Genomic DNA, 22,577 nt, shown 5'->3' with positions numbered 1-22,577 from the left:
GTGGCCGCCGGCATGACGCGGCGATGACCGTCAGTCTTGCCATGCTCGCCGTGGCGACGATCCTCATCGCCGTGGCGATCGGCCCCGTCCCCATCGAACCGCCGACGGTGGTGGCTGTCCTCGCCCGGCACCTCTTCGGAAGCGCACCCGGCCCCTGGCCGGACTCGGTCGATCAGATCGTCTGGATCACGAGAGCGCCGCGGGTGGCGATGGGACTCGTCGCCGGCGCCGTGCTCGCCGTCGCGGGGGTCATGCTGCAGGCCCTCGTCCGCAATGCGCTCGCAGACCCCTACCTGCTCGGACTCAACTCGGGCGCTTCGACGGGTGTGGCCCTCGTCGTGCTCGTCATCGGCGGTGGCGGCGCGCTCCTCGTCGCCGGCGCCGCATTGGCCGGGGCCATCGGTGCGGTGCTGCTGGTCGTCCTGCTCGCCGGGATGGCGAATCGACGCGGGCCCCTGCGCTTGGTCCTCGCCGGGCTCGCCGTCGGGTACGCGCTGAACGCCACCACGAGCTTCCTCGTCTTCTCCAGCGACGCACCGGAAGCGGCACGCTCCGTGCTGTTCTGGCTCCTGGGGTCGCTGGCGTCGGTGCAACCGGCCGCCCTCCTCGCCGCGGCGATCTCCGCGGTGATCGGCCTGAGCGCCCTCATCGTCCTCGCGCCCTGGACCGACGCCCTGGCATCAGGTGACGACTCGGCCAGATCGGTCGGACTCGACCCCGAGCGAGCGCGGATCGGACTGATGGTGGGCGTCTCGGCGATGGTCGGCGTGACGGTGGCGGCCGTCGGGGGCGTCGGCTTCATCGGGCTCGTGATCCCCCACCTCGCGCGCCGGCTCGTCGGCGGACGCCACCGGGCCGTGCTCCCCGTCGCCGCCCTGCTCGGCGGCATCGTCCTCGTCATCGCCGACACCATCGCAAGGACGGCGTTCGCTCCGCAGGAGATCCCGGTCGGTGTGATCACCGGGATCCTCGGCGCGCCATTCCTCCTCGCGCTCCTCCGCCAGGGCCACGGTGCCCGGTCCGAGACATGAGCCCCTCCCCTCCCCCATCAGAACGGAAGACACCCGATGATCACACCCCGACTCCGGCGAGCGCTCCTCGCCGCGACCGTCCCCGTGCTCGCGCTCGGCATCCTGAGCGCCTGCTCGGCCACCACCGCAGCTGAGCCCTCTGGCGCTCCGAGCGACGCCGGCTTCCCGGTCACCATCGACAACTGCGGTTCGACGATCACCCTGGACGCGCCGGCCCGACGCATCGTGCTCGTGAACGACGACGAACTGCCCAACCTGGAGGCGCTCGGAGCCGTCGACCGGATCGTCGCCATCACCGCGACCCCACAACCGGGCCTGTACGCGGACGCCACGTACGACGCACTCGACGCCCTGTCGCCGCTCACCACCGAGCAGAACGCGACGGGTGGTTCGGTCGTCTCCCAGGAGAGCATCCTCGGTGCGTCGCCGGATCTGGTCATCGCCCCCGAGAACGCCGTCGACCGTGACGCGTTGGCGGCGAGCGGGATCCCCGTCTACTCCCCCACCGCCTACTGTTCCAACCCCGACCCGGCGCTCAGCAGGGCGGCGACCTTCGACCGGGTCTGGGACGAGGTCCGATCCCTGGGCGGCCTGCTCGGAGCGGGCGAACAGGCCGAGCAGGCCATCGCCGCGGCGAAGGCGACCGTGCAGTCACCTGCTCCCGACGCCGGGACCGCCGCTGCCCTCTACGTCTCGTCCGGCGGCGCCGTGCTGTCGCCGTACGGCGGGCCGAGCATGGTCACCCCGGTCTTCGCGGCCGCGGGCCTCACCAACGTGTACGCGGACTCCGATCAGCGGGTCTTCGACGCCAGCGTGGAGGACATCATCTCCCGCGATCCCGGCACGATCGTGCTGCTGTACTCGAGCGGCGACCCGCAGAGTACGATCGACGCCTTCCTGAGCACGCCGGGTGTCTCCGGGCTGAGCGCCGTCCGTGACGACCGGGTCACAGCGCTCCGCTTCCCGTACACGGATCCGCCGAGCCTGCTCTCGATCAAGGGCCCTCACGAGCTCGCTCGGCTCCTGGACGATCTCGGATGATCGAAGCCGCGGCGGTGACCGTCCGCTCCGGTGGCCGCACGCTGCTCGACGCCGTCTCCTTCACCGCACCGACCGGCAGCGTGACCGGGATCGTCGGGCCGAACGGCGGCGGGAAGACGACGCTGCTGCGCGCGATCGTGCGAGCCGTTCCGATCGAGCGTGGTCGGATCACCGTCGACGGGCAGGACGTCGGCACGCGGCGCCGACGGTGGATCGCCCGCAGGGTCGCCGAGGTCGGCCAGCGAGTCGACCCGGACCCGGGGCTGCGCGTCGTCGACGAGGTGTCGTTGGGCGGTCTCGCCGAACACGGCGTACTCCGCGTCGGTGGCACCACCCACGACCAGGAGGTCGCCGCCGCGATCGACACGGTCGGGCTGACCCACCGGGCGTTCGACCGCCTGGCCACCCTGTCCGGAGGAGAGCTCCAGCGGGTCGCCCTCGCCCGAGCCCTCGCGCAGCGTGCACCACACGTCCTGCTCGACGAACCCACGAACCATCTCGACCTCAGACATCGGCTCGAGGTCGTCGCGCTCCTGCGCACGATCGCACCCACCGTCGTGGTCGTGTTGCACGATCTCGACCTCGCGGCTCAGGCCTGCGACCACCTCGTCCTCCTCCACCACGGCCGCGTCGCCGGTGCAGGCCCACCCCGGGACGTCCTGCATCCCGGCCTGATCGACCGGGTCTACGACGTGAGCACCCACCGGCACGAGGACGCGGCCGGCCGGGTGCGCTTCGAATTCTCACTGCCACCGGAACGACACCTCCACCCCGACACCAAGGAGTCCCCATGACCGAATCCATCTCCACCGACGACGCGACGACGCTCGCGACCGCTCGGAGCCTCGCATCGCGCTGGGATGCGCAGCAGACCGGCTACATCAGGCATCGAGCAGAGCGGTTCGACACCATCGCGCGGGTCGTCGCGGCGATCTGCGCGGACTCGCCCGCGCCCCGCATCCTCGATCTCGCGGGCGGGACGGGCTCTCTCGCCGAGCAGGTCCTCGCAGCCGTCCCGAATGGTCGGGCGGTCGTCGCGGACAAGGACCCTGCGCTCCTCGCCATCGCCGCCGACCTCTCGGCAGCAGACCCGCGGCTCTCGATCGCGGAGGTCGACCTCGCCGACGCCGGCTGGGCCGCGCATCCGCTCATCGCGGACGGCCGGTTCGACGCCGTGGTCTCCTCGACGGCACTGCACTGGCTCCGACCCGCCGACCTCGTCGACGTCTACCGCGCACTGCCCGCCCTCATCCGGCCGGGCGGGATCGTCGTGAACGGCGATCACCTCTCGTACAGCGGACACCACGAGTCGACGCTGGCCGGAATCGCCCGCACCGACGACGAGGCGATGCAGCAGGAGACCTTCTCCGGCGACACCGACACGTGGGACGGCTGGTGGGACGCGGTCGCGGCCACGCCGCGCTACGCCGACGCGCTCCGCCGTCGTGACGAGGTCTGGGGTGCATCGCTCCACGAAGCGCCGCCGAAGGTCACCCTCGGCTTCCACCTCGAGACACTCCGCAGCGCGGGATTCGCCGAGACCGGGACCGTCTGGCAATACCTCGACGACTACGTGCTCTACGGCGTCGTGGCGAGCTGACCGCCTGAGGACCCCGCAGACCGACCTCCGTCCTGCTCGACGGAGCGGCGTTGCAGAGCCGGCGGCACCCGTCAAGCGGGCTCGACAGGTCGGTGCGCGGAGGTACCGTCACAGGCATGGGTTCCTCTCGTACGTCCGCCGGTTCCGTCGATCGCATCGCTCGCGATGACTTCGGATGGGAGACGTTCCTGCCGGGACAGCGGGAGGCGATCCAGTCGGCCGTCGCGGGGCGCGACACGCTCCTCGTCCTCGCCACGGGCGGCGGGAAGTCGGCGGTCTACCAGGTCGCCGGCGCCCAGCGCGGTGGCGTGACCCTCGTCATCTCCCCGCTGGTCGCGCTGCAGGCCGATCAACTCGCCTCGATCGAGGCGGCGCCGGCCGCACCTCCGGCCGTCGCACTCAACGGCTCGCTCGGGCCGCATGCGATCGCGGAGGCCTGGGAGCGCATCGACGAGCGCGGGCCCGTCTACGTGCTGCTGGCTCCGGAACAGCTCGCGAACGAGGAGACCGTCGCCCGGCTCGGCGCGGCCGGTGTCTCACTCATGGTCGTCGACGAGGCGCACTGCGTCTCCTCGTGGGGAACCGACTTCCGACCCGACTACCTGCGCCTCGCAGACGTCCGCCGCGAACTCGGCGATCCGCCGGTGCTCGCCATGACGGCCACCGCATCCGGCCCCGTCCGCGCCGAGATCATCGAACGCCTGCGCATGCACGATCCGGACGTCCAGGTGCACGGCGTCGACCGCCCGGAGATCCGCCTGGTCGTGCACCGGCACGAGAGCGAAGCGGAGAAACGAGCCGCGGTCGTCGACGAGGCCCGCGCCTGGACGGCGCCCGGACTGGTCTATGTGGCGACGCGCCGCGACACCGAGCGATACGCCGAGGAGATCGCGGCCGAAGGACGACGGGTCGCCGCCTACCACGCAGGCCTGAAGACCTCGGAACGTCGCGCCGTCCACGATCGCTGGCGAGCCGGCGAGCTCGACGTCGTCGTCGCGACCTCGGCGTTCGGGATGGGGATCGACCGCGCCGACGTGCGCTTCGTCCTCCACGCCACGACGACGGAGTCACTCGACGCCTACTACCAGGAGGTGGGCCGGGCCGGACGGGATGGCGAGCCTGCCACCACCGCGCTCCACTACCGCGCGGAGGATCTCGGTCTCCGTCGTTTCTTCACCAAGCGTTCGGTGTCGGAATCCGCACTGCGCGCCGTCTGGCGGGCCGTCCGTGCCGCTCCGGGTTCGAGCGTCGGCGATCTGGCCGAGCAGCTCGATCGGCCGCGCCGCACGGTCGCCCGCCTCGTCAACGACCTCGCGGACGCCGGCCTCGTCGACACCGCCGACGGCGTCCGGGCGATCGACGAGATCGGTCCGAAGCGCGCGATCGGCGCTGTGCGTCAGACGCTCGAGTCACGCGAGCGGATCGCTGAATCGCGGCTTGCCATGATGCGCGCCTACGCCGAGACGTCGCACTGCCGCCGGCGGGTCCTGCTGGAGTACTTCGGTGTCGAGGCCCCGGAGTGGTGCGGGAACTGCGACGGCTGCGAACGGCATGAGGCCCACGAGGAGGAGGAGCGCGTCGGGTCCGGAGATGCCGCCGCCGGTTCGCCGCTGCATGTCGACCAGGCGGTGCACCACGAGGAGTTCGGTCCAGGCACCGTGATGGGCGTCGAGCCGGATCGCGTCACCATCTTCTTCGACGCCGAGGGCTACAAGGTCGTGGCGCTCTCAGCGCTCGAGACCGGCGTCCTCACCACCCGCGAGCTCGCCTCGGCCTGAGCGCGGCAGATCCACGCTTGCGTCGTCGATGACGCGATCGATCCAGTCGCGCCGCGGCAGCGTCGGGATCTCGTCCCGCGCGAACCAGCCGAGTTCGAGGAGCTCCTCAGGATCCGCGGTCGCCTCACTGAGGAGCTCGCAGTCGTAGGCGGTGGTGACGTACCCGACGTGGTCGCCGTTCGGGTAGCGCACCATCATCGGTTCACCGCCGTACACCCCGACGATCCCGCGGATGCGGACCCGGGCGCCGGTCTCTTCGAGGACCTCGCGCAGGAGCGCGTCGGCGGGCTCCTCACCCGGCTCGACGCCGCCGCCGATCAGACTCCAGAGGCCGGAGTGGTGATGGCGACCGAGGAGGAACCGGTCTCCGTCCCGGATCACCGCGGTGACCCCGGGGAGCATGAGGAACCCGGTCCCGATGTGGGAGCGGATCGAGGCGACGTAATCGGACATCGGCATGCGGGGAGTCTACGGAACCGGCCTGATCGATCGGCGAGACCTCAGTCCGCGTGCTCCGGCGGCCACACCACGGCGAAGTACTCGAAGACGATGTCCTCGGACTCCGACCACACCGCAGCCCGGGCCGCAGTCGTCCGCTCCCAGTAGCGTCGGTGTTCGCGCTGCCAGCTCTCGAGCGTGCGGTCGTCCTCACCTTCGGCGAACGCGAACGCGGCCTCTGCACTCCCGAACGGTCCGATGCGCAGCGCGGTGCTGCGGATGATCATCCGCGGGGCCCCGGTACTGTCGCACGCGATCCAGTGCGAGCCGATCCGCGGAAGCGGGTCCCCACGATGCGCGAACTCGGAGACGAGTTCGGCGGTGGCCCGCTTCCGTCCGCTCAGGACGATGTCGAGCAGTTCGTCCGCCAGCTCGGCCGTGTCGCCGAAGTGCTCGACCGTGTAGTCGGCGTCGTCCAGTCCCGCGCCGCCGCGATGCTCGGCGTACGCCTGCCACATCGTCCTCGCGGCATCGACGTCGGGGGCGGCGACCGGGCTGGCGGCGTGTGCGGAGTCCATACATCCGATCGTGCCAGACCATCCGACAGACCCGTCGACCACGGCTCAGCGCAGACGGCCTCCGGTGAACGCGTTCGTCGCGGCGAGGACGGTGTCGACGGGTGTGTCGATCGCCACCTCGCCGACCTGGAACCCGAGCTTGCCGAGCGCGGCGAAGGACCGTGGCGGGAGGGTCGTCGAGACGCCCGGAGACTGCGCGGTCAGGCCGGGCACGAGGTGGAAGGTCAGGATCCGCCACTTGCCGCGTGAGCGGACCGAGATGCGCTCGATCGCGCCCCACGGGAGGAAGACCTCGCCCTGCGGGATGCTGCCGCGGAGGCCGTTCGTGTCGAGCGTCAGCACGGTACGAGCCACCGACTGTGCGCCGCGGACCGTCGCGAACTGCACCACGGCGAACAGCATGAGCCAGGAGATGAGACTGAAGGACAGCCCGGCCAGCATGCCGAGGGCGAACCCTCCGGTGGTCGTGGTCAGCACGGCGAGGAGCATCCCGAGCATCGGGACCAACGCCGCTCCGATCAGCGTGAGCACGAACGCCGGGCGGGTCGCCCGCTCCGTCCGGGCCGGGGCGGATCCGACGACCAGCGGGGGGAATGACGGTGACGCAGCGTTCATGACGACAGTATGCCGTTCGCTCGGAGCGTCCCGGGGCTTCACCGCGCGGTGAGGCCCGAACCGTCCGCGTCAGCGACGAACGAGGTCGTGCCGTAGTCGTCGCCGACACTGAACATGATCTCCGGCGGCCCGGCCGGGCGACCGAAGGCGGGACTGTGGACGTCGTCGTCGGTCGCGCGGACCACGTAGGCGAGGGCGTCGCCGACGGGCCGGTCGACCTGCTCGGCACCGTCATGCATCAGCGTCCAGACGCGGTCGAGCGCGACATCCGTCCAGGAGAACTGCTCGGCCGTCGACTCGGGCTGCGAGGTCGCCGCGCCGTCGTTGGTGACGGCTCCGTCCCGGTAGGTCCAGCGGTCGGCCTTCGTGTCACCAGCGGACAGCGGAGCCTCGACGATGATGAAGTCGGCCGCCACCGTGATGGAGGCCACGCGGTCGTGACCGATCGCCTCCTCGAGCGCCCGCTGAGCGTCGGCGAGCGCCTCCGGTCGGCGCAGATCCGGTCGGAGCCGGCCATCCTGCATGGCGGCGAACGACTGCCCGACCGCCTGGTGGAACGGCGCGACGACGACCGTCGCCGCAGCGATCGCCACGACCGCGAAGAGGGCGAACCGTGCGGGCCGGCCCGCGCGGCCGACGCCGAGCAACGGCCCCCGTCGGACGCCGTCGACGATGCGGCGGTGCGGCTCGACGGGGATGAACGGGACGGACCCACGCCCAGGCACGCGCAGACGCGCCCGTTCCGCCGGTGAGAGCTCACCTTCGTCGATGAACGCGACCTCCGGTCCACCGTCGAGCAGGATGGCGACATCACGCTCCGTGCCGGGCTGGAACATCGGGATGGCGGTCAGCGGGACGACGGTGCGCATGGTGCTCGCGAAGGCCGATCCCTGCAGTGGTTGGACGGTCAGGTCGAGCTCGCAGAGGGGCTGGTCGTTGATCTGCGTGCCGGTCTGACGGAGCGCGTCGATGCGTGCGACCCCGAGCCGGCGGGCGTCTTTGGCCTGCTGCACGGCCTCCGGAGAAGCCCCGATGGCGTTCCCCACCGACCGGGCGATGAGCGTGAGCACGGTGGAGATGATGAAGACGGGGAGTGCGATGCCGGCCACCGTGTACCCGACGGTGGATGGACCGACGGCGATCACGATCACCCCGCCGACGAGAGCACCGAGAGCCGCGAAGGCGATCAGACGAAGCATGCCTTCGAGCCTATCGGCAGGCTCGATCCCGATGCTGTCGTGGCTCAGCCCGGCCCATCGCTCGCCGCGGCGAGCAACGGCACGACGATGTCGCTGATCGGCGTGGGGATGCCGTGCGCGCTCCCCCGCCGCTGGATCACCGCGTTGCGGACGTCCCATTCGAGCGGTCGCCTCTGTTCGCGGTCGGCGAGGATCGACGTCCCACGGTCGACCGGAGCGGCACGGAACTGGTCGAGGAGCCGCCGAGGTTCGTCGTCGGTCAACCGCGCACCCTCCGCGCGCGCAACGGCGGCGCTTTCCTCGAGGTAGCCGAGCATCAAGCGGCCGATGTCGTCGCGCCGGTACATGCCCGATCGGCGTCCGGTCAGCGCCATGAGTCCGGCGGCCGCGTTCTGCAGCAGCTTCCGCCAGGCGAGGGTCGTGAAGTCGGTCGAGACCTCGACGGCGCAGCGGGAGCCTCGCAACGCGTCCTCGACGACGAGGGCACCAGGTGTCTCCGGCAGGGACAGGCGCGGCGGGCTCAACAGGGTGACCGGACCGCCGGGCTCACGGGTGGCCGGGAACCACACGACCGCGGGGACGACCGTTCCCTCCCGGACGAGTGGCTCCACCATCTCGCGTTGCTCGACGCCGTTCTGCAGGACGCACACGACCGTGTCCGGGCCGCACAGCGCGGCGAGCCAGTCGGCAGCGGCAGCCGTCTGGGTGGCCTTGACCGCCAGGAAGACGAGGGCCGCGGTACCTGGGGACTCCGCCGGGTCGGTGTGGACCGGGCCGGGGACCGTCACCGTCTCATCGTCGACCTGGAGCTGGAGTTCCGCCCGCTTCGACCGCCCCGCGATGAACGGCGTCCGTCCCTGTTCGTGGAGCGCTGCGGCGACCACGGTTCCGATCGCGCCCGGCCCGATCACCGCGATGCGGTCGGGTCCCGCGGGCGTCACGCCGCGCCCGATCCGGACAGCGCGTCGCGGGTCGCAGCCATGACCGCTTCCGGGAACCGCCGGAGCTGGTCGAGGTCGACCCACTCCTCCGCAGCGTGCAGTCCGCCGCCCGCGGGGCCGCACACGACGGTCGGGATCCCGGCCGCCTGCCACAGCGCCGACTCCATCCAATACGGCGCTCCGACCGCCGACGGTAGGGCCTCGGCGCCCCGAGAGAGCTCGGCGGCGAGGACGTCGGCGAACCGCGCAGCCGCCCCGTGCTCGTCGGCCTCCCAGGCCTCGCGCTGATGGGTCAGCCGGGCGCCCGTGCGGAGGCCGGGCATCCGGGCTGCGACCGCTTCGAGCATCGCCTGGACCTCGACCAGCGCGTCCTCAGCGCGTTCACCCGGCAGGGTGCGTCGTTCGATGACGAGGGTGGCGCCGGCTGCGATCGTGAACGGGGCGCTCCCTGCCCTGGCGACCGTCGTGGTGAACGAACCGTGGTCGAGCAACGGGTGCGCCGGTCGCCGATGAATCTCGTCGTCGGCCCGCTCCACCTCCTGCAGCAGCGCGCTGACAGCGCGGATCGCATCGACGGCCAGACCAGGCTGTGACGAGTGCGCGGCCGTCCCCTGCAGCGTGACCTCGACGACCGCGTACCCCCGATGCGCCGACACCCGGTCCAACCAGGTGGGCTCGGCGATGAGGCACACGTCCGCCGTCACACCACGATCGGCGAGGTGTCGGAGGACGGCAGCGGCCCCCACGCTCGCGTCCTCCTCGTCGGCGACGCCCGTGAAGACGACCGCGCCGGGGTGGTCGGTCGCGGCGAGTCGTTCTGCGGCGACGATCAGCCCGGCCAGGCCGGCCTTCATGTCGCTGGCACCGCGCCCGAAGAGCCGGCCGTCCGCGATCCGCGGGGTGAAGGGATCGGCCATGCCCTCGACCCCGACGGTGTCGAGATGGCCGTTGAACACGACCGTCGGCCCCGGCTGCGATCCCGCGTGCACGGCCACGACGCTGACGCGCTGCGGGTCCTCCGGCGCGGGAACGAGGTCGACCACGAAGCCGGCGCCCTCGAGTCGCTGCGCGATCACCGCCGCGATCCGCCCTTCTCCGGGAGCCCCTGGGACGAGGCTCGGACTGACGGAGTCGATCGAGATGAGCAGGCGGGCGAGCTCGAGCGCGTCGTCGCCGGGGCTGAGGTCGGACATGCCACGACGATAGCGGGATGCCCGGCCCGCGCGTGAGCGGTCAGGGCCTCGGCGTCACTCCGCCTGCGGTGCGCGCCACGTGCCCGCTCCACCGAAGGACACCGACTCGAGCGTCGCACCCTCCGGCACCATGATGAGCTGGCACCCTTCCGCCTTGCCGTCGGACACCTCGCCGAGACCGGTGCAGTCGAAATCCCCACCGAAGTTGAGGACGTTGATGGGCGACGCCTCACCGTCCGACGCCTTGGCCTTCCAGAAGTTCTCGTCGAGGTCGCCCTCCGAGCCGTCGTTGAAGGCCACCTCGTACGTCACGAAGTAGGGCGTCTGGCCGGCGAGCTCGTCGAGTTCGAGCGCGGCGACGTCCTCCGCGGTCCGCTGCTCGATCCCCGTGACCGTCATCGTCCCTTCGGAGATCCGGACCTCATCGCCGATCTCGCCGCCCGAGCTTCCACATGCGCTCAGGAGCAGCAGTGCGGGAACGGCCAAGGCTGCTGCCGAGGTGCGGATGATGCGCTGCCGGTATGTGTACCCCATGGTGATGTCCCCCTGATCGACGGTTGTTGTTCTCAGGGTCCAGATTGGGGCACACCACGACGGCGGCTCAATGGGGACTGCTCCCCACCGCTTGCCGGTCGAGGTCGACACCCGGGCGGATCGCGGCGAGGGTGAAGACCAGAACAGGCGCCCGTCTCCGTGAGGGGACAGACGCCTGAGCGCATCACCGACCGCGACGGGCCGCTGATCAGGACGAGCGGTTCTTGACCCGCGTGACCGCGTCGGTGTTCTCCGAACGCGCGTTACCGGCCTTCTTGTCGGCCTTGGCGGTGCGCTTCTCCTTCAGCGTCTTCGCCGGTGCGGTCTTGCCGCCTTCTTTCCGTGCGGACTTCTCGCCCATGATGGTGCTCCTTTGCGAGCCACGATGGCCCGGTACCGCTGAGGGTACAACCACATCCTGTCCCCCGGTCCAGCCACCGCATCCTTGTTAGCATTCGGGGATGACGAACCCGACACAGATCACCGATGTCCCGATCGGCGGCGAGGGCATCCGACTCGGGCAGTTCTTGAAGTTCGCCGGTCTGCTCGACTCCGGCGGAGACGTGAAAGCGGCGATCGCCGACGGCGCGGTGCGGGTCAACGGCGAGATCGATCGCCGACGCGGCCGGCAGTTGCAGCTCGACGACGTCGTCTCCCTCGAGGGGCGCAGCGTCCGCGTCCGCCCCTGAACGTCCGGTACCTGGACACCGACCCGAACGCTCAGCCCGAGGTGGTCGCCGACCCTGCGACCCCGCCCGACTGGAGGGTCGAGGGGAACGTCAGCGTGGCCGCCCACCACACGTCGGATTCGGGCAGGTGCACGACGACGATCCCGTCCTCCGTCGCCCGCTGGCTCACCCGGTAGCCGGGGATCCGTGGCGGGAAGCCGGACACGGCGGCCGTGTGACTCGCCGGTACGGTGAGCGTCGCCGGTTCACCGACCCGGAGCCCGTCGGAGCTCGACTCGATCCGGCCCGTGAGCTCCAGGACCTGTCGTCGACCGTTGCGGCCCGTCGCGCGCGGCACCGCCCCACTCAATGCGAACACGACGTCCGGCTGCCGGGTTCCGGGGCGGAACGCGAGCAGTCGGATGCTGTTGCGCACCGCGATGACGGACCACCAGGCGAGCAGTGCGGTGAGGAGTGACATCGTCACCGCCCAGAACCACTGCCAGAAGTCCGGGCCGGCCGGCGCCTCGAGCGTGACCTCGCCGGTCTGGTCGCGGACCCGGATCTCGAGCGTCTCGCCCACCTGGATCGTGTCACTGCGGATCTCGTCCGATCCGGCCGTCCACCGGCCGCGTCGGACGATGGGGAGGACTCCCCAGGTCGACGGCAGCTCCGACCGCGCCGGTCCCGGCCATCTAGGGCAGTTGCCCGAGGTAGGACACGGGCCTCAGCGAGGAACGTGAGTGGTCGAGCACGGACACCGACCCCGTGCGCAGCGGAGGAGCCATGTTGATCACGAGCGCGAGTCACAGCCCGTTCACGTCCGTCGAGACGAGACGGTTCATCGAGCAGGAACTCCAGCGGGATCTCGAGCGGGAACGTCGCCGCCGGGAACGACGACTGGAGGAGCAGCGGCGACTCGCGGACGCCGCTGCCGATCGTGACGAGGGTGGGACCATGGAGTGGTGAGCCTGCCCACCACCAGCCCGACGATGATCGGGCGCGCCTCCGATCTTCGAGCGCTCCAGGGCGTGTTCGACGCCGTCGCCACGGGCGAGTCACGCAGTGTGGTCCTGAGCGGCGAGGCCGGCATCGGCAAGACGCGCCTGCTCACCGAGTTCACGCGGTCGGTCCGGTCGTCGGCACTCGTCATCACGGGCCAGTGCGTGGACCTCGGTGACGTCGCCGCGCCCTATGCACCGGTCCTCGGCCTCATGAAGGACCTCGTCGCGCAGCGCGGGCGCGACGCGGTGCTGGAGGCTGCGGGTCCGGGCAAAGCCTCCCTCGCGACGCTGCTGCCATCGCTCGGCCCCGACGCGCAGGACCACCGGGACGGCGGCGTCGGGCGGCTCCACGAGACCGTCGCGGTGCTCCTCGAGGCGCTGTCACGTCAGCAGCCCGTCGTCGTCGCCATCGAGGACGTCCACTGGGCCGACGGTGCGACCCTCAGCCTGCTGGCCTTCCTCGTGCGCGTGCTCTCCGATGCCCGCGTGATGGTCGTGCTCACCTTCCGAAGCGAGGACGTCTCCCGCGGGCACCCCCTGCGCGGCTTCCTCGCCGAGCTCGATCGCACGAGGCGCGTCGAGCGGCACACCCTCGAACGGTTGAGCCGCAGCGACGTGCTCCGCCAGGCGATCGCGATCCGCGGAAGTTCCCTCGACACGGTCTCGATCGACAGCGTGTACGCACGGAGCGAGGGCGTTCCGTTCTTCGTCGAGGAACTCCTCGGACTGGACGTGGACCGGGACGGCGATGGCGACGAACTCCCCGACACCCTGCGCGAGCTCCTGCTGGCGCGCTACGAGCGGCTCGCGCCCGCGACCCAACAGCTGCTGCGCGTGATCTCGGCCGGTGGTGTCTGTGTCGAGCACACCCTCCTGGAGCGGGTGTTCACAGGCGGCCCCGACGCCCTCGACACCGGTGTGCGGGAGGCGATCGGGTCGAACGTCCTCGTCGCGGACGCGACCACGTACGAGTTCCGACACGCACTGGTCCGGGAGGCGATCCACGACGACCTGCTGCCCGGCGAACGGAGCCGGTTCCATGCGGGGTTCGCCGAGGCGCTGGAGGCAGGCTTCGGTGGTGAGCCGGTCGCTGCCGCGGTGTCGCACCACTGGATGCTCGCCCGCGACTTCGGACGGGCCTTCCCCGCGACCGTCCGCGCCATGGAGCAGGCTCACGCTGCATACGCGTACAGCACGGAGGCGCAGCTCGGCGAGCGTCTCCTGGAGATCTGGGACCAGGTGCCCGACGCCGCGGCACTCGTCGGGCGCTCGCGTTCGGAACTCATGCGACGGACGGCGAGCGCCTTACGGAACGCCGGGTGGACGGACCGGGCGATCGCCATGGTCGACGAGGTGCTCGCGACGCCGGAGGAACGCGACGACCTCGACCAGGCCAAGCTCCTCCGTGACAAGGCGTTCTACCTCGCCAACCTCGGGCGACCGGGCTCGGTGGACCTCCTCGAAGAGGCGCTCGACCGGGTCCCACCGGGCACCCCCGGCGACCTGCGCGGTGTGCTGCTGACGAGCCTCGGCGCACGGCACATGATCATCGGGCGGCTGGAACGGGCGATCGAGTACGCCGACGAGGCCGCCCGGGAGGCCGTCCGCACCGGTTCGGCACGGAACGCCTCGGTCGCGGCGAACATCGGTGGGATCGCGCGCATCCACCACGGCGAACTGGAGAGCGGCAGCAGGATGCTCGCGACCGCTGAGACGCTGGCTGACGGCGACGGCAGCGCCCTCCTCCGGTACCGGGTGAACGCGTCCGACATGGCGAACCTGCTCGGTTCCTACGAGGAAGCGCTCGCGTCGGCATTGGAAGGCGTCGCGCGGGCGAAGGAGCTGGGCGTCGAGCGCAGTTCGGGGCTCATTTTGTCGTCGAACGCGGTCGACCCGTTGGTGGCGCTCGGTCGCTGGGACGAGGCGGAGGAACGGGTCCACCGGGCCCTGGCACTGCAGCCGCCCCTCGCCTTCTCGGTGTACCTGCGCCAGTCGCTCATCCTGCTCACGCTCTGGCGTGGCGACGCCGAGAGCGCGGCGACCCTGTACCGCCGGTGGCGGAAGGGGATGCTCTCCCTGTCCGGCCTGGAGGTGCAGACGCGGTTCGGCGTCGCCCGCGTCGTGATGCAGGTCGGGCTGGCTGCCGGCGACCTCGCCGGGGCCTGGTCGCCGGCGGGGGTCGGCGTGTTCGAGGCACCGGACCACCGCCCCATGCCGGCGTACGACCTGCCGGCGCTTGCGGACGCGGCGCGCGTCCTGGCCCGGGTCCGTGTCGCGTTGGCGGCCGGCACACTCGACGTGGAGTCCGGACCATTCGCAGGGGTCGACGACGATCGGCTCCGCCAGCTGGAGGAACGCTGGAGGGCACTGCTCGCCGAGGAGCGGTTCTGGCCGACCGCGCCACTGTGGAGCGCGCTAGTCGACGCCGAGCTCGGCGGACCGGACGGCACCGGGAACGACGTCGGCGCGTGGGAGGCGGCTCGCGCGATGGCCGAGCATCCGTTCGCACCGGCCGCGCTCGCGCCCTACGCGGCGCTCAGACTGGCAGAGGCGCGCGTGGCAGCCGGTGACCGTCCTGCCGCGCAGGACACGCTCGTCATCGCGGTCGCCGAGGCGACGACGCTCGGTGCCGGCCTCGTGCTCGACGGTGCGCGGGCGTTGGCGGAGCGAGCGTCGCTGAACCTCGACGGCCGCCCCCGAGCGCGCGGCGCCAGCGGCTCCATCGAGTTGACCGCCCGAGAGCGCCAGGTGCTGCAGCTCATCGCGGAAGGCCTGAGCAACCGTCAAATCGGCGAGCGCCTGTTCATCAGCGCGAAGACGGCGAGCGTCCACGTCTCGGCCATCCTGCGGAAGCTCGGTGCGGCGACCCGGACCGAGGCCGCGATGATCGCCGGAGGGAGCGGATTGCTCGCGGCGAACGCCGGACGCACCGACCGCCCCTGACGTCCGCCCTGGCGGTGAAGCGGGCCCCGGCCGGAATCGAGGGGAAGCCGGCCGGGAACCCCGACAGGGCGAAAGGGTCCTGTCGGGCATCAGCGTAACGACGGGGCGAGACGGCACGTGGCCCGTTGCGTTCTTTGGACAGGCGTGCGCGTTCGACAGCTCACCTCCGCTCGGCACACACCGTGGCGACCTTGCGATACTGGGCGGATGTCACCGTTGAGCCTGCAACCGCTCGAACGCCCACGGGACGACGACGCGTTCGTCGAGTTCCTGAGCGCACACGAGTTCCCGTTCCACATGCAGCCGCGACCAACCGCGGAGGAGGCTCGCGAACGCCTGACCTCCGGCATCGTCGACGGGCCCGGTGCCTTCGGATGTTGGGTACTCGCAGACGGCGAGGTGGTGGGAATCGTCGCCCTCGAGGACCTCGAGGACGACACGGCGTTGATCGACCTGCGGCTCGCCGAAGACGCGCGAGGACGCGGGATCGGAACGGCGATCCTGCCGGTCATCGTCGCCGAGGTCTTCGGGCGGTTCCCGTCCGTCCGGAAGCTCGAGGGGCAGACCCGCGAGGACAACGTCGCCATGCGTCGCGCCTTCCGTCGGGCCGGCTGGGTGAAGGAGGCCCACTACCGCGAGGGCTGGCCAGTGGCCGGCGGCCAGCCACTCGCATCGGTCGCCTACGCGATCCTCCGGAGCGACGTGCAGTCGGGCACGACGACGCCGGTCCCCTGGGACGACGAGCCGTGAACCTGGCCCGCGTCCATCGCCGGGTAGGAGCGCCGAGGACGACCCTGACGCGGACCTTCCGCCGTCAGCCGGGGAGCTCCCACGAGGGATCGCGCAGGAGCGTGGTCGCATACCCGTCGCCGCGCGCTGCCGCGATCTCGTAGGCCTGTCGTGCTGCGGCATCGTCGCCGAGTGTGTGGAGCAGGTTGCCGAGACTGCGCGCCGAGCGGGCATCTCCGACAGCCATCGCCCGGAGATAGGCTTCCTGCGCCCGTTCCACATCGTCCGCCCACCAATGGATGTCGCCGAGCACGGCCAACGCGTCCGGATCGTCTGCTCTCACCTGGTCCTGCAGGAGAGCGACCGCATCCTCCACATGACCGAGTTTCGCGATAGCCAACGCGCGCCAACACACCCAGATGTCTTCGCTGTCCCCGACACGGTCGAGATAGATGAGTGCCTCGTCCATGTGCTCCTCGTCGTCGTAATGGTCCGCGATGAGGCCGCCAAGGATCCCGAACAGCCTCGGGTCCTCCCAGTCGGGGTGGCGGGATACGAAGTCGCGGAGCGCTGCTTCGGCACGCGGATCACCGACCCAATCGAGCGACTGCGCCAGGGCGAACCCGGCGAGATCGAGCCCTGCGGCCGAGGACGCTTCGAAAGCGAGGAGCGCCGCCTGCGGTTCGACGTCGTCCCGGTCCGGCCAGGCGAGCTCCCACAGGGCGTAGCCACAGTCGTACATCGCGTTGGCGAACGGCTCCTGCGGGTCGAAGAACGTCTTCCAGCTGTCCTCAGCGAACTGATGCCCGCGCGCAGCCAGGGCGACCCGGACGAGCGCGCAGGCGCGTTCCGGCTCGCCCTTCGCCCGGAGGTCGAGCAATGCGGCGATGAGCGCTTCCGGCGAGTCGAATCGCATCACTGTTGCGTGTCCTCCTGTTCCGAGCTGTCGGCCACCACCGCACATCATTGCAGCACTGGCGCCCGAGCCAGAGGCAAGGCCGGTCTCCGGGATGACCAGCACTGCGGAGCCGTCTACGCAGACGCGCTGCTGGCGCGTACCGGCCTAGCGCCGGTCGTTCAGCGAGCGCTGGACGGCTCCGAACGCGATCGTCCCCACGATGAGGACGAGGCCGATGATCCCGAGCCAGAACAAGCCCTTCAACACGAACCCGACGATCGAGAGAACCGCCCAGAGGACGAGGAGGACGACGATGACGACGGCGAACTTCTGCACGAGAATTGGGTTCCTGTTCCGATGGGGATGTCGACTGCCGGGATCGGATGACGATCAGCCAGGACCCTAGCAGGACGGCCTCTGCGCCAGCCGGAGCTCGGTCACGGCAGGAGGAGCCGACGCAGTCCGGCCCGAGCCGCCTCGTCGAGAGCCAGGGCGTCGAAGACCCCGTCCGCGTCGGCGACGAAGGCTCGCACGTGCGGCGTCACGTCGTCGAGGAAGGCGTCGACCTGCTCCGACGTCCACGACGCCTGGCGGTCGTGGGTCGGGCCGCCGTGGGGCGCCGTTCCGGCCATGGCACGCACCGATGCCGCGTAGTCGTCGACGATGGCCTCATCGGGGACGCCGACGTTGGCGAGCAGCAGCGCGCTGATCATGCCGGTGCGGTCCCTGCCGGCTGCGCAGTGCACCAGGATCCCGGGTTCGGATGATGCGACCGCTTCGAGCGCACCGCGGACGAGCTCCGGCAGGATACGCACATTGTGCGGCCAGTACTCCGGGGAGTCGAGGATCGGCAGGCACACCGCGCGGAACTCCGGATCGGTCTGATCCTCGGTCGGCGCGAGCGTGATCACCAGCTCGGCTGGAGGACGGACACCCGGGTCGCTTTCGCGCGCTCCGGTCTCATCAGCGCTGCGGAGATCGACCACGGACCGCAGCCCCCATCGCATCGCGGCGTCCCACCCTGCAGCGGTGAGCAGCTCGCGTCGGGGACCCCGCGCGATCCGCCCGCGCGCCGTCAGGTCGGTGGACGACAGCGCGGTCGGCAGACCGCCGAGATCCCTGAGGTTGCGCAGGCCGTCCCAGTCCAGATTCCGCATCCGGCAGAGCGTACCCGAACCGACCGGGCGGCTTCCGACTGCGAGCTAGCGCTTGCTGGCGGTCGGTGAGGTGGCTCAGTGTATGCGGAGCTCGGCGACGAGCGGGCACGCGAACGGATCGCGAGCTCCGAGACCGACGCGGTTGAGGTAGCGGATGACGATCCCGTACGAGCGCAGCAGCGGACGATCGAGAACGCGACGCTCGCCACCGATCACCGCTGCGGCCGAGGGGACTGACGGATCCTCCACAACCCACTCCAAACTCAGCCGGAACAGGGCAGGATGGAGGTTCGAACATCACCGAGCACTCTCGAAGGAACACACCCATGGCAGGCCTCAGCCTCTCCAAAGGCAACAACCTCTCGCTCACGAAGACCAGCCCAGGGCTGACCATCGCCACGGTCGGTCTCGGGTGGGACCCGCGCACCACCGTCGGCGTCGCGTTCGACCTCGACGCCTCCGCCATCCTCGTCGCCGAGAACGGCAAGATCCGAACCCCTGCGGACTTCATCTTCTACAACCAGATGTCGACGCCCGACGGCTCGGTCGTGCACCAGGGCGACAACCGCACCGGCGAGGGTGACGGCGACGACGAGCAGATCACGATCGACCTCCGCGCTGTGGAGCCCGACGTCTCGCGCATCGTCATCGCGGTCTCGATCCACGACGCCGACAACCGCCGCCAGAACTTCGGCCAGGTCCGCGACGCCTTCTGCCGGGTCATGGACCAGGATCAGCAGGAGATCGTCCGCTACGACCTCACCGAGGACGCCTCCCAGGAGACGGCGATGCTGTTCGCCGAGATCTACCGGTACAACTCGGAGTGGAAGTTCCGTGCCGTCGGCCAGGGCTACACCACCGGCCTGGCCGGCATCGCGGGCGACTTCGGCGTCCCGCTCGACTGAGCCGGACGCAGGAGCCGGCGCGACCGGCGGTCAGTGACCGCCGGTCAGCTTGCCTGCCAGCCGGGCGTGGATCCGCGTGCTCGCGTCGTTCATCCCCTCGATGACGACCCGCTTCCCGCGACGCTCGTACTTCGTGGTGATCGCGTCGAGGGCGGCGACGGTCGACGCGTCCCAGACGTGCGACTGCGAGAGGTCGATGACGATCCGCTCCGGGTCGTCGGCGTAGGCGAACTGCGTCGTGAGGTCGTTGCTGGAGGCGAAGAACAGCTCCCCGGTCACGGTGTACCGGGCGGTGGGCGTCGCTGCGGACAGGTCGACCGTGCGTTCGACGGTGGCGAGGTGGGCGACCCGCCTTGCGAACACGACCATCGCGGCGATCACACCGATGACGACACCGATCGCGAGGTTGTGCGTCAGGACCACCACGACGACCGTGGCCACCATGACGACCGTCTCACCGAGGGGCATGGCGCGCAGGGTCCTCGGGTTGACACTGTGCCAGTCGAAGGTCGCGACGGACACCATGATCATCACCGCGACGAGCGCGGCCATGGGGATCACCGCGACCACGTCGCCCAGCGCGACGACCAGGACCAGCAGGAACACCCCGGCGAGGAAGGTCGAGATCCGCGTTCGCGCGCCCGAGGCCTTCACGTTGATCATGGTCTGGCCGATCATCGCGCAGCCACCCATGCCACCGAAGAACCCCGAGAGCACGTTCGCGATCCCCTGGCCCAGAGACTCGCGGGTCTTGCCCGACGGGGTGTCGGTGACATCGTCGACGAGCTTGGCCGTCATGAGCGACTCGAGGAGCCCGACCAACGCCATCGCGGCCGCGTACGGCGCGATGATCGCGAACGTCTCCAGCGTGAACGGCACGTTCGGGATGAACAGGGTCGGCAGGCTGCGCGGCAGTTCGCCTGTAAGGGTTGATGTGAAGTGAGGCGACCGTGACGAGCGAACCGACCACCATGCACATCGGCGAACTGGCCGAGCGCACCGGACTCTCGCTCCGCACGCTGCGGCACTACGACGACGTCGGCCTGGTCTCGGCCTCAGCGCGCACCGAGGGCGGCTTCCGCTTGTACACGCAGGATGACTACGACCGCCTCATCCTCATCCGGCGCATGAAACCACTCGGCTTCTCCCTCGAGGAGATGGCAGAGCTCCTCCGGGTGATCGACGCCATGGACACCGCACCCGACGACGACACTCGCGCGATCCTCGACGGCTTCATCACCGACGCGGCCGAGCGTCGCACCAAGCTGCAGCAGCAACTCGCGATGGCGGACGAGTTCGTGTCACTCCTCGAAGCCCGCCGCTGAGGACACCCCCGGCTCCTGACGCCCTGCGCTCAAGACAGACTGAAGCCTCGGGTGACCGAGAACACCCACGTCAACACTCCGGCGAACGTGTATCCCGCGACCGGCAGCCACACCGACGTCCTCCAACGGACACCCTCGCGTGAACGAGCGCCCGCGAGGGCGTTCTTGCCTGTCGTCAACGCAGTGAAGAGCACGAGGGCCAAGGTCATGACCCGGTCGCGCGCAGCCGCTCCGGGGGCATCCAGATCAAGGGTCCCGAACACCTGCATCGCAAGATCCGTCACGAGGGGTCGAAGGGCGATCTGCAACACGAGCACTGCGGCCGCCGCGACGAGCGCCAGGCCACCCGCGACGACCATCGGATTGCGCGCGGTCGGCCCGACTTCACGCTCTGGAGCTGCCATTGCCGAATCCTTCCGAGGAGGAACAGCTTCGAGTTTCCCAGATCCTGGCGATCACGCCTTCCGACGGCGACCCGCCGAGCGTGGCGGAGCCGCCCGGAGGTGCTCGCTGACCCGCCCGAGGATGCGGGCGAGCTCGCTGACGTCGTCGCCGCCGAGGGGCGCGAACAGCAGGTCCCTGACGGCCTGGATGTGGCCGGGGAACACCGTGGCGAGCACGTCCCGGCCGGCCGTCGTGATCGCGACGACCGTGCTGCGTTCGTCGTCCGGTGACGGCGAGCGGGTGATGAGTCCCCGCTGTTCGAGCAACTGCGCCTGGTAGGTGAGCCCGCTACGGCTGTAGACCACGCCATCCGCGAGATCCGTCATGCGCAGGTGACCGTCCGGCGCATCACCGAGGCGCGCCAGCAACTGGAACTGGACGTAGCTCAACTCCCCCGCCTCGCGGAGCTGCTGCTCGACCGCCGGACGCAGGAGGCTGCTCACCTCGGTGAACGCGAAGTAGGCGCCGAGCTCGGTCGGAGTGAGGGATGCAGGCGTTTCGGTCATGCGTCCATTCTAGGTGTTGCTTCGAGTTCGAAGCAGTGTTATCGTCGTGCCAGTTGCTTCAAAATCGAAGCACTTGACGAAGGAGAGCATCATGCAGGCAGTCCAATTCCACGAGGTCGGAGGGCCCGAGGTCCTCCACTACGGCGACATCGAGCAGCCGACTCCTGCCGTCGGACAGGTACGCGTCCGCGTCGCAGCGTCGGCGTTCAACGCGGCCGACAACGGCATGCGAGCCGGGTTCCTGCCGATCCCGGTCCAGCTCCCCCACGTCCCCGGGTACGACGTGTCGGGCACGATCGACGCGCTCGGTGAGGGTGTCGAGGGACTCTCCGTCGGCGACGCGGTCATCGGCTTCCTCCCGATGGAGCTCGACGGCGGTGCGGCCGAGTACGTCGTCGCACCGGCGGAGGCGGTCGTCGCAGCACCGACGACCATCCCGCTCGCGGACGCCGCCGCCCTCCCCTCGGTCGCCCTGACCGCCTGGCAGGCGCTGTTCGACGACGGCGGCCTCGAGTCGGGTCAGCGCGTCCTGATCGTCGGCGCCGGCGGGGTCGTCGGCAAATACGCGATCCGACTCGCCAAGCGCGCCGGGGTGCACGTCATCGCGACGGCCAGCCCGCGGAGTGAGGCGGCGGTGCGGGCCGCCGGAGCGGACGAGGTCGTGGACCACACGGCGTCCGACCTCCTCGGTGCGGTGTCGGCACCCGTCGACGTCCTCCTCAACCTCGCGCCGATCGACCCCGAGCAGTTCGAGGCGCTCGTCGGGCTCGTCCACGACGGCGGTGCGGTGGTGAGCACCACCGCGTGGATGCCGACGCCCGGAGACGAGGCACGGCAGGTCCGCGCGGCGACGGTCTTCGTCCTGCCGAACCGCGACCGCCTGTCGACCCTCGTGTCGCTCGTCGACGACGGATCGCTGACGGTCGAGGTGACGCGACGGATCCCGCTCGCCGAACTGCCCGCGCTCCACGCCGAAGCCGCTGCCGGCCGGATCGCCGGCAAGGTGATCGTCCTGCCGGCATGATCATCCCGGTTCGTCGCGACCGGACA

At 70.5% G+C, this 22,577-nt stretch carries 27 protein-coding genes and 1 pseudogene; 12 read left to right on the top strand and 16 right to left on the bottom strand.

The window, feature by feature from the left end:
- Positions 1-23: 23 nt before the first annotated feature.
- The 5 genes from BWO91_RS02520 to BWO91_RS02500 all read left to right on the top strand — a co-directional run bounded on the left by BWO91_RS02520 (position 24) and on the right by BWO91_RS02500 (position 5,450).
- The gene (locus BWO91_RS02520) at positions 24-1,031 is read left to right on the top strand and encodes a FecCD family ABC transporter permease (RefSeq protein ID WP_079001024.1); all 1,008 of its coding nucleotides are present in this window, start codon (positions 24-26) and stop codon (positions 1,029-1,031) included.
- A 36-nt stretch (positions 1,032-1,067) separates the two neighbouring features.
- Positions 1,068-2,072 (top strand): ABC transporter substrate-binding protein, encoded by a 1,005-nt coding sequence (locus BWO91_RS02515; RefSeq protein WP_079001023.1) that lies wholly within the window; start codon positions 1,068-1,070, stop codon positions 2,070-2,072.
- Entirely contained in the window at positions 2,069-2,866 is a 798-nt protein-coding gene (locus BWO91_RS02510; RefSeq protein WP_079001021.1) for an ABC transporter ATP-binding protein, read from the top strand. The genes BWO91_RS02515 and BWO91_RS02510 overlap by 4 nt, the downstream gene beginning before the upstream one ends.
- Complete coding sequence (locus BWO91_RS02505) at positions 2,863-3,672, top strand: class I SAM-dependent methyltransferase (protein ID WP_079001019.1); 810 nt, start codon at positions 2,863-2,865, stop codon at positions 3,670-3,672. The genes BWO91_RS02510 and BWO91_RS02505 overlap by 4 nt, the downstream gene beginning before the upstream one ends.
- A 116-nt stretch (positions 3,673-3,788) precedes the next feature.
- Positions 3,789-5,450, top strand: a complete 1,662-nt coding sequence (locus BWO91_RS02500; RefSeq protein ID WP_079001017.1) for a RecQ family ATP-dependent DNA helicase — start codon at positions 3,789-3,791, stop codon at positions 5,448-5,450.
- On the opposite strand, the gene BWO91_RS02495 is transcribed toward BWO91_RS02500, so the two are convergent.
- The 8 genes from BWO91_RS02495 to BWO91_RS19555 form a co-directional block, all read right to left on the bottom strand.
- Positions 5,400-5,909 carry an NUDIX domain-containing protein gene (locus BWO91_RS02495; protein ID WP_240555657.1) on the bottom strand — a complete coding sequence of 170 codons (510 nt, stop codon included), beginning with the start codon at positions 5,907-5,909 and terminating at the stop codon, positions 5,400-5,402. The genes BWO91_RS02500 and BWO91_RS02495 overlap by 51 nt on opposite strands.
- Before the next feature lie 41 nt (positions 5,910-5,950).
- Positions 5,951-6,466 (bottom strand): ASCH domain-containing protein, encoded by a 516-nt coding sequence (locus BWO91_RS02490; protein ID WP_205847568.1) that lies wholly within the window; start codon positions 6,464-6,466, stop codon positions 5,951-5,953.
- Between the two features lie 45 nt (positions 6,467-6,511).
- Positions 6,512-7,081, bottom strand: a complete 570-nt coding sequence (locus BWO91_RS02485; RefSeq protein WP_079001015.1) for a hypothetical protein — start codon at positions 7,079-7,081, stop codon at positions 6,512-6,514.
- A 38-nt stretch (positions 7,082-7,119) separates the two neighbouring features.
- Positions 7,120-8,280, bottom strand: a complete 1,161-nt coding sequence (locus BWO91_RS02480; RefSeq protein WP_079001013.1) for a hypothetical protein — start codon at positions 8,278-8,280, stop codon at positions 7,120-7,122.
- A gap of 44 nt (positions 8,281-8,324) precedes the next feature.
- Positions 8,325-9,221 (bottom strand): oxidoreductase, encoded by an 897-nt coding sequence (locus tag BWO91_RS02475; RefSeq protein WP_240555655.1) that lies wholly within the window; start codon positions 9,219-9,221, stop codon positions 8,325-8,327.
- Complete coding sequence (locus BWO91_RS02470; protein WP_079001011.1) at positions 9,218-10,414, bottom strand: M20/M25/M40 family metallo-hydrolase; 1,197 nt, start codon at positions 10,412-10,414, stop codon at positions 9,218-9,220. The genes BWO91_RS02475 and BWO91_RS02470 overlap by 4 nt, the downstream gene beginning before the upstream one ends.
- A 54-nt stretch (positions 10,415-10,468) precedes the next feature.
- Entirely contained in the window at positions 10,469-10,948 is a 480-nt protein-coding gene (locus tag BWO91_RS02465; protein WP_079001009.1) for a hypothetical protein, read from the bottom strand.
- A 208-nt stretch (positions 10,949-11,156) separates the two neighbouring features.
- A complete protein-coding gene (locus BWO91_RS19555; RefSeq protein ID WP_153303358.1) occupies positions 11,157-11,309 on the bottom strand; it encodes a hypothetical protein in 153 nt (50 codons plus the stop codon).
- A 100-nt stretch (positions 11,310-11,409) separates the two neighbouring features.
- Between BWO91_RS19555 and BWO91_RS02460 the strand changes: the two genes are divergently transcribed.
- Positions 11,410-11,637 (top strand): RNA-binding S4 domain-containing protein, encoded by a 228-nt coding sequence (locus tag BWO91_RS02460; RefSeq protein ID WP_064295072.1) that lies wholly within the window; start codon positions 11,410-11,412, stop codon positions 11,635-11,637.
- A 31-nt stretch (positions 11,638-11,668) separates the two neighbouring features.
- Here BWO91_RS02460 and BWO91_RS02455 read toward each other — a convergent pair whose 3' ends face one another.
- The gene (locus BWO91_RS02455) at positions 11,669-12,199 is read right to left on the bottom strand and encodes a hypothetical protein (protein WP_079001007.1); all 531 of its coding nucleotides are present in this window, start codon (positions 12,197-12,199) and stop codon (positions 11,669-11,671) included.
- Positions 12,200-12,402: 203 nt separating this feature from the next.
- Here BWO91_RS02455 and BWO91_RS02450 point away from each other — a divergent pair, with 203 nt between their 5' ends.
- From BWO91_RS02450 to BWO91_RS02440, 3 genes are all read left to right on the top strand, one after another.
- Positions 12,403-12,585, top strand: a complete 183-nt coding sequence (locus tag BWO91_RS02450; protein WP_064295074.1) for a hypothetical protein — start codon at positions 12,403-12,405, stop codon at positions 12,583-12,585.
- Positions 12,582-15,563 carry a helix-turn-helix transcriptional regulator gene (locus BWO91_RS20400; RefSeq protein ID WP_153303357.1) on the top strand — a complete coding sequence of 994 codons (2,982 nt, stop codon included), beginning with the start codon at positions 12,582-12,584 and terminating at the stop codon, positions 15,561-15,563. Before BWO91_RS02450 ends, BWO91_RS20400 begins: the two co-directional genes overlap by 4 nt.
- A gap of 207 nt (positions 15,564-15,770) precedes the next feature.
- The gene (locus BWO91_RS02440; protein WP_079001003.1) at positions 15,771-16,313 is read left to right on the top strand and encodes a GNAT family N-acetyltransferase; all 543 of its coding nucleotides are present in this window, start codon (positions 15,771-15,773) and stop codon (positions 16,311-16,313) included.
- 64 nt (positions 16,314-16,377) lie between these two features.
- On the opposite strand, the gene BWO91_RS02435 is transcribed toward BWO91_RS02440, so the two are convergent.
- The 4 genes and pseudogenes from BWO91_RS02435 to BWO91_RS19550 form a co-directional block, all read right to left on the bottom strand.
- Positions 16,378-17,208 (bottom strand): hypothetical protein, encoded by an 831-nt coding sequence (locus BWO91_RS02435; RefSeq protein ID WP_079001001.1) that lies wholly within the window; start codon positions 17,206-17,208, stop codon positions 16,378-16,380.
- Positions 17,209-17,355: 147 nt separating this feature from the next.
- Entirely contained in the window at positions 17,356-17,526 is a 171-nt protein-coding gene (locus BWO91_RS19895; RefSeq protein WP_167620428.1) for a hypothetical protein, read from the bottom strand.
- A 101-nt stretch (positions 17,527-17,627) separates the two neighbouring features.
- Positions 17,628-18,347, bottom strand: coding sequence for a tyrosine-protein phosphatase (locus tag BWO91_RS02430; protein ID WP_079001000.1), 720 nt, complete (start codon positions 18,345-18,347; stop codon positions 17,628-17,630).
- Positions 18,348-18,422: 75 nt separating this feature from the next.
- Positions 18,423-18,527 (bottom strand): annotated as a pseudogene (locus tag BWO91_RS19550) (acyl-CoA desaturase); the annotation flags it as partial.
- Positions 18,528-18,673: 146 nt separating this feature from the next.
- On the opposite strand from BWO91_RS19550, the gene BWO91_RS02425 reads away from it, so the two are divergent.
- Complete coding sequence (locus tag BWO91_RS02425; RefSeq protein WP_064295082.1) at positions 18,674-19,252, top strand: TerD family protein; 579 nt, start codon at positions 18,674-18,676, stop codon at positions 19,250-19,252.
- A 30-nt stretch (positions 19,253-19,282) separates the two neighbouring features.
- Here the strand turns inward: BWO91_RS02425 and BWO91_RS02420 are convergent, their stop codons facing one another.
- The gene (locus BWO91_RS02420) at positions 19,283-20,311 is read right to left on the bottom strand and encodes a SulP family inorganic anion transporter (RefSeq protein ID WP_430929552.1); all 1,029 of its coding nucleotides are present in this window, start codon (positions 20,309-20,311) and stop codon (positions 19,283-19,285) included.
- Here BWO91_RS02420 and BWO91_RS02415 point away from each other — a divergent pair.
- Positions 20,224-20,577 carry a MerR family transcriptional regulator gene (locus tag BWO91_RS02415; protein ID WP_064295101.1) on the top strand — a complete coding sequence of 118 codons (354 nt, stop codon included), beginning with the start codon at positions 20,224-20,226 and terminating at the stop codon, positions 20,575-20,577. The two genes, BWO91_RS02420 and BWO91_RS02415, sit on opposite strands and share 88 nt — an antisense overlap.
- Positions 20,578-20,606: 29 nt before the next feature.
- Here the strand turns inward: BWO91_RS02415 and BWO91_RS02410 are convergent, their stop codons facing one another.
- A complete protein-coding gene (locus BWO91_RS02410; protein WP_153303356.1) occupies positions 20,607-20,981 on the bottom strand; it encodes a hypothetical protein in 375 nt (124 codons plus the stop codon).
- 51 nt (positions 20,982-21,032) lie between these two features.
- Positions 21,033-21,527: a MarR family winged helix-turn-helix transcriptional regulator gene (locus tag BWO91_RS02405; protein ID WP_079000997.1), complete on the bottom strand. Its 495-nt coding sequence runs from the start codon at positions 21,525-21,527 to the stop codon at positions 21,033-21,035.
- Positions 21,528-21,618: 91 nt separating this feature from the next.
- Between BWO91_RS02405 and BWO91_RS02400 the strand changes: the two genes are divergently transcribed.
- Positions 21,619-22,551: an NADP-dependent oxidoreductase gene (locus BWO91_RS02400; RefSeq protein WP_079003804.1), complete on the top strand. Its 933-nt coding sequence runs from the start codon at positions 21,619-21,621 to the stop codon at positions 22,549-22,551.
- Positions 22,552-22,577 lie beyond the last annotated feature (26 nt).

Origin of the sequence: Plantibacter flavus (assembly GCF_002024505.1) — a bacterium.
In the GTDB taxonomy this organism is placed as follows: Bacteria; Actinomycetota; Actinomycetes; order Actinomycetales; family Microbacteriaceae; genus Plantibacter; species Plantibacter flavus_A.
The sequence above is the reverse complement of the archived record's forward strand: the minus strand, read 5'-3'. Positions and strand labels throughout refer to the sequence as shown.

Bases quoted from the DNA above. Each gene is read 5' to 3' on its own strand.
- BWO91_RS02460 (WP_064295072.1), top strand. From the start codon at position 11,410: ATGACGAACCCGACACAGATCACCGATGTCCCGATCGGCGGCGAGGGC.
- BWO91_RS02400 (WP_079003804.1), top strand. From the start codon at position 21,619: ATGCAGGCAGTCCAATTCCACGAGGTCGGAGGGCCCGAGGTCCTCCAC.
- BWO91_RS02435 (WP_079001001.1), bottom strand. From the start codon at position 17,208: ATGCGATTCGACTCGCCGGAAGCGCTCATCGCCGCATTGCTCGACCTC.
- BWO91_RS02450 (WP_064295074.1), top strand. From the start codon at position 12,403: ATGTTGATCACGAGCGCGAGTCACAGCCCGTTCACGTCCGTCGAGACG.
- BWO91_RS02425 (WP_064295082.1), top strand. From the start codon at position 18,674: ATGGCAGGCCTCAGCCTCTCCAAAGGCAACAACCTCTCGCTCACGAAG.
- BWO91_RS02510 (WP_079001021.1), top strand. From the start codon at position 2,069: ATGATCGAAGCCGCGGCGGTGACCGTCCGCTCCGGTGGCCGCACGCTG.
- BWO91_RS02505 (WP_079001019.1), top strand. From the start codon at position 2,863: ATGACCGAATCCATCTCCACCGACGACGCGACGACGCTCGCGACCGCT.
- BWO91_RS02465 (WP_079001009.1), bottom strand. From the start codon at position 10,948: ATGGGGTACACATACCGGCAGCGCATCATCCGCACCTCGGCAGCAGCC.
- BWO91_RS02485 (WP_079001015.1), bottom strand. From the start codon at position 7,081: ATGAACGCTGCGTCACCGTCATTCCCCCCGCTGGTCGTCGGATCCGCC.
- BWO91_RS02405 (WP_079000997.1), bottom strand. From the start codon at position 21,527: ATGACCGAAACGCCTGCATCCCTCACTCCGACCGAGCTCGGCGCCTAC.
- BWO91_RS02410 (WP_153303356.1), bottom strand. From the start codon at position 20,981: ATGGCAGCTCCAGAGCGTGAAGTCGGGCCGACCGCGCGCAATCCGATG.
- BWO91_RS02430 (WP_079001000.1), bottom strand. From the start codon at position 18,347: ATGCGGAATCTGGACTGGGACGGCCTGCGCAACCTCAGGGATCTCGGC.
- BWO91_RS02490 (WP_205847568.1), bottom strand. From the start codon at position 6,466: ATGGACTCCGCACACGCCGCCAGCCCGGTCGCCGCCCCCGACGTCGAT.
- BWO91_RS02515 (WP_079001023.1), top strand. From the start codon at position 1,068: ATGATCACACCCCGACTCCGGCGAGCGCTCCTCGCCGCGACCGTCCCC.
- BWO91_RS02440 (WP_079001003.1), top strand. From the start codon at position 15,771: ATGTCACCGTTGAGCCTGCAACCGCTCGAACGCCCACGGGACGACGAC.
- BWO91_RS02495 (WP_240555657.1), bottom strand. From the start codon at position 5,909: ATGCCGATGTCCGATTACGTCGCCTCGATCCGCTCCCACATCGGGACC.
- BWO91_RS02520 (WP_079001024.1), top strand. From the start codon at position 24: ATGACCGTCAGTCTTGCCATGCTCGCCGTGGCGACGATCCTCATCGCC.
- BWO91_RS02480 (WP_079001013.1), bottom strand. From the start codon at position 8,280: ATGCTTCGTCTGATCGCCTTCGCGGCTCTCGGTGCTCTCGTCGGCGGG.
- BWO91_RS02470 (WP_079001011.1), bottom strand. From the start codon at position 10,414: ATGTCCGACCTCAGCCCCGGCGACGACGCGCTCGAGCTCGCCCGCCTG.
- BWO91_RS02415 (WP_064295101.1), top strand. From the start codon at position 20,224: ATGCACATCGGCGAACTGGCCGAGCGCACCGGACTCTCGCTCCGCACG.
- BWO91_RS02500 (WP_079001017.1), top strand. From the start codon at position 3,789: ATGGGTTCCTCTCGTACGTCCGCCGGTTCCGTCGATCGCATCGCTCGC.
- BWO91_RS19555 (WP_153303358.1), bottom strand. From the start codon at position 11,309: ATGGGCGAGAAGTCCGCACGGAAAGAAGGCGGCAAGACCGCACCGGCG.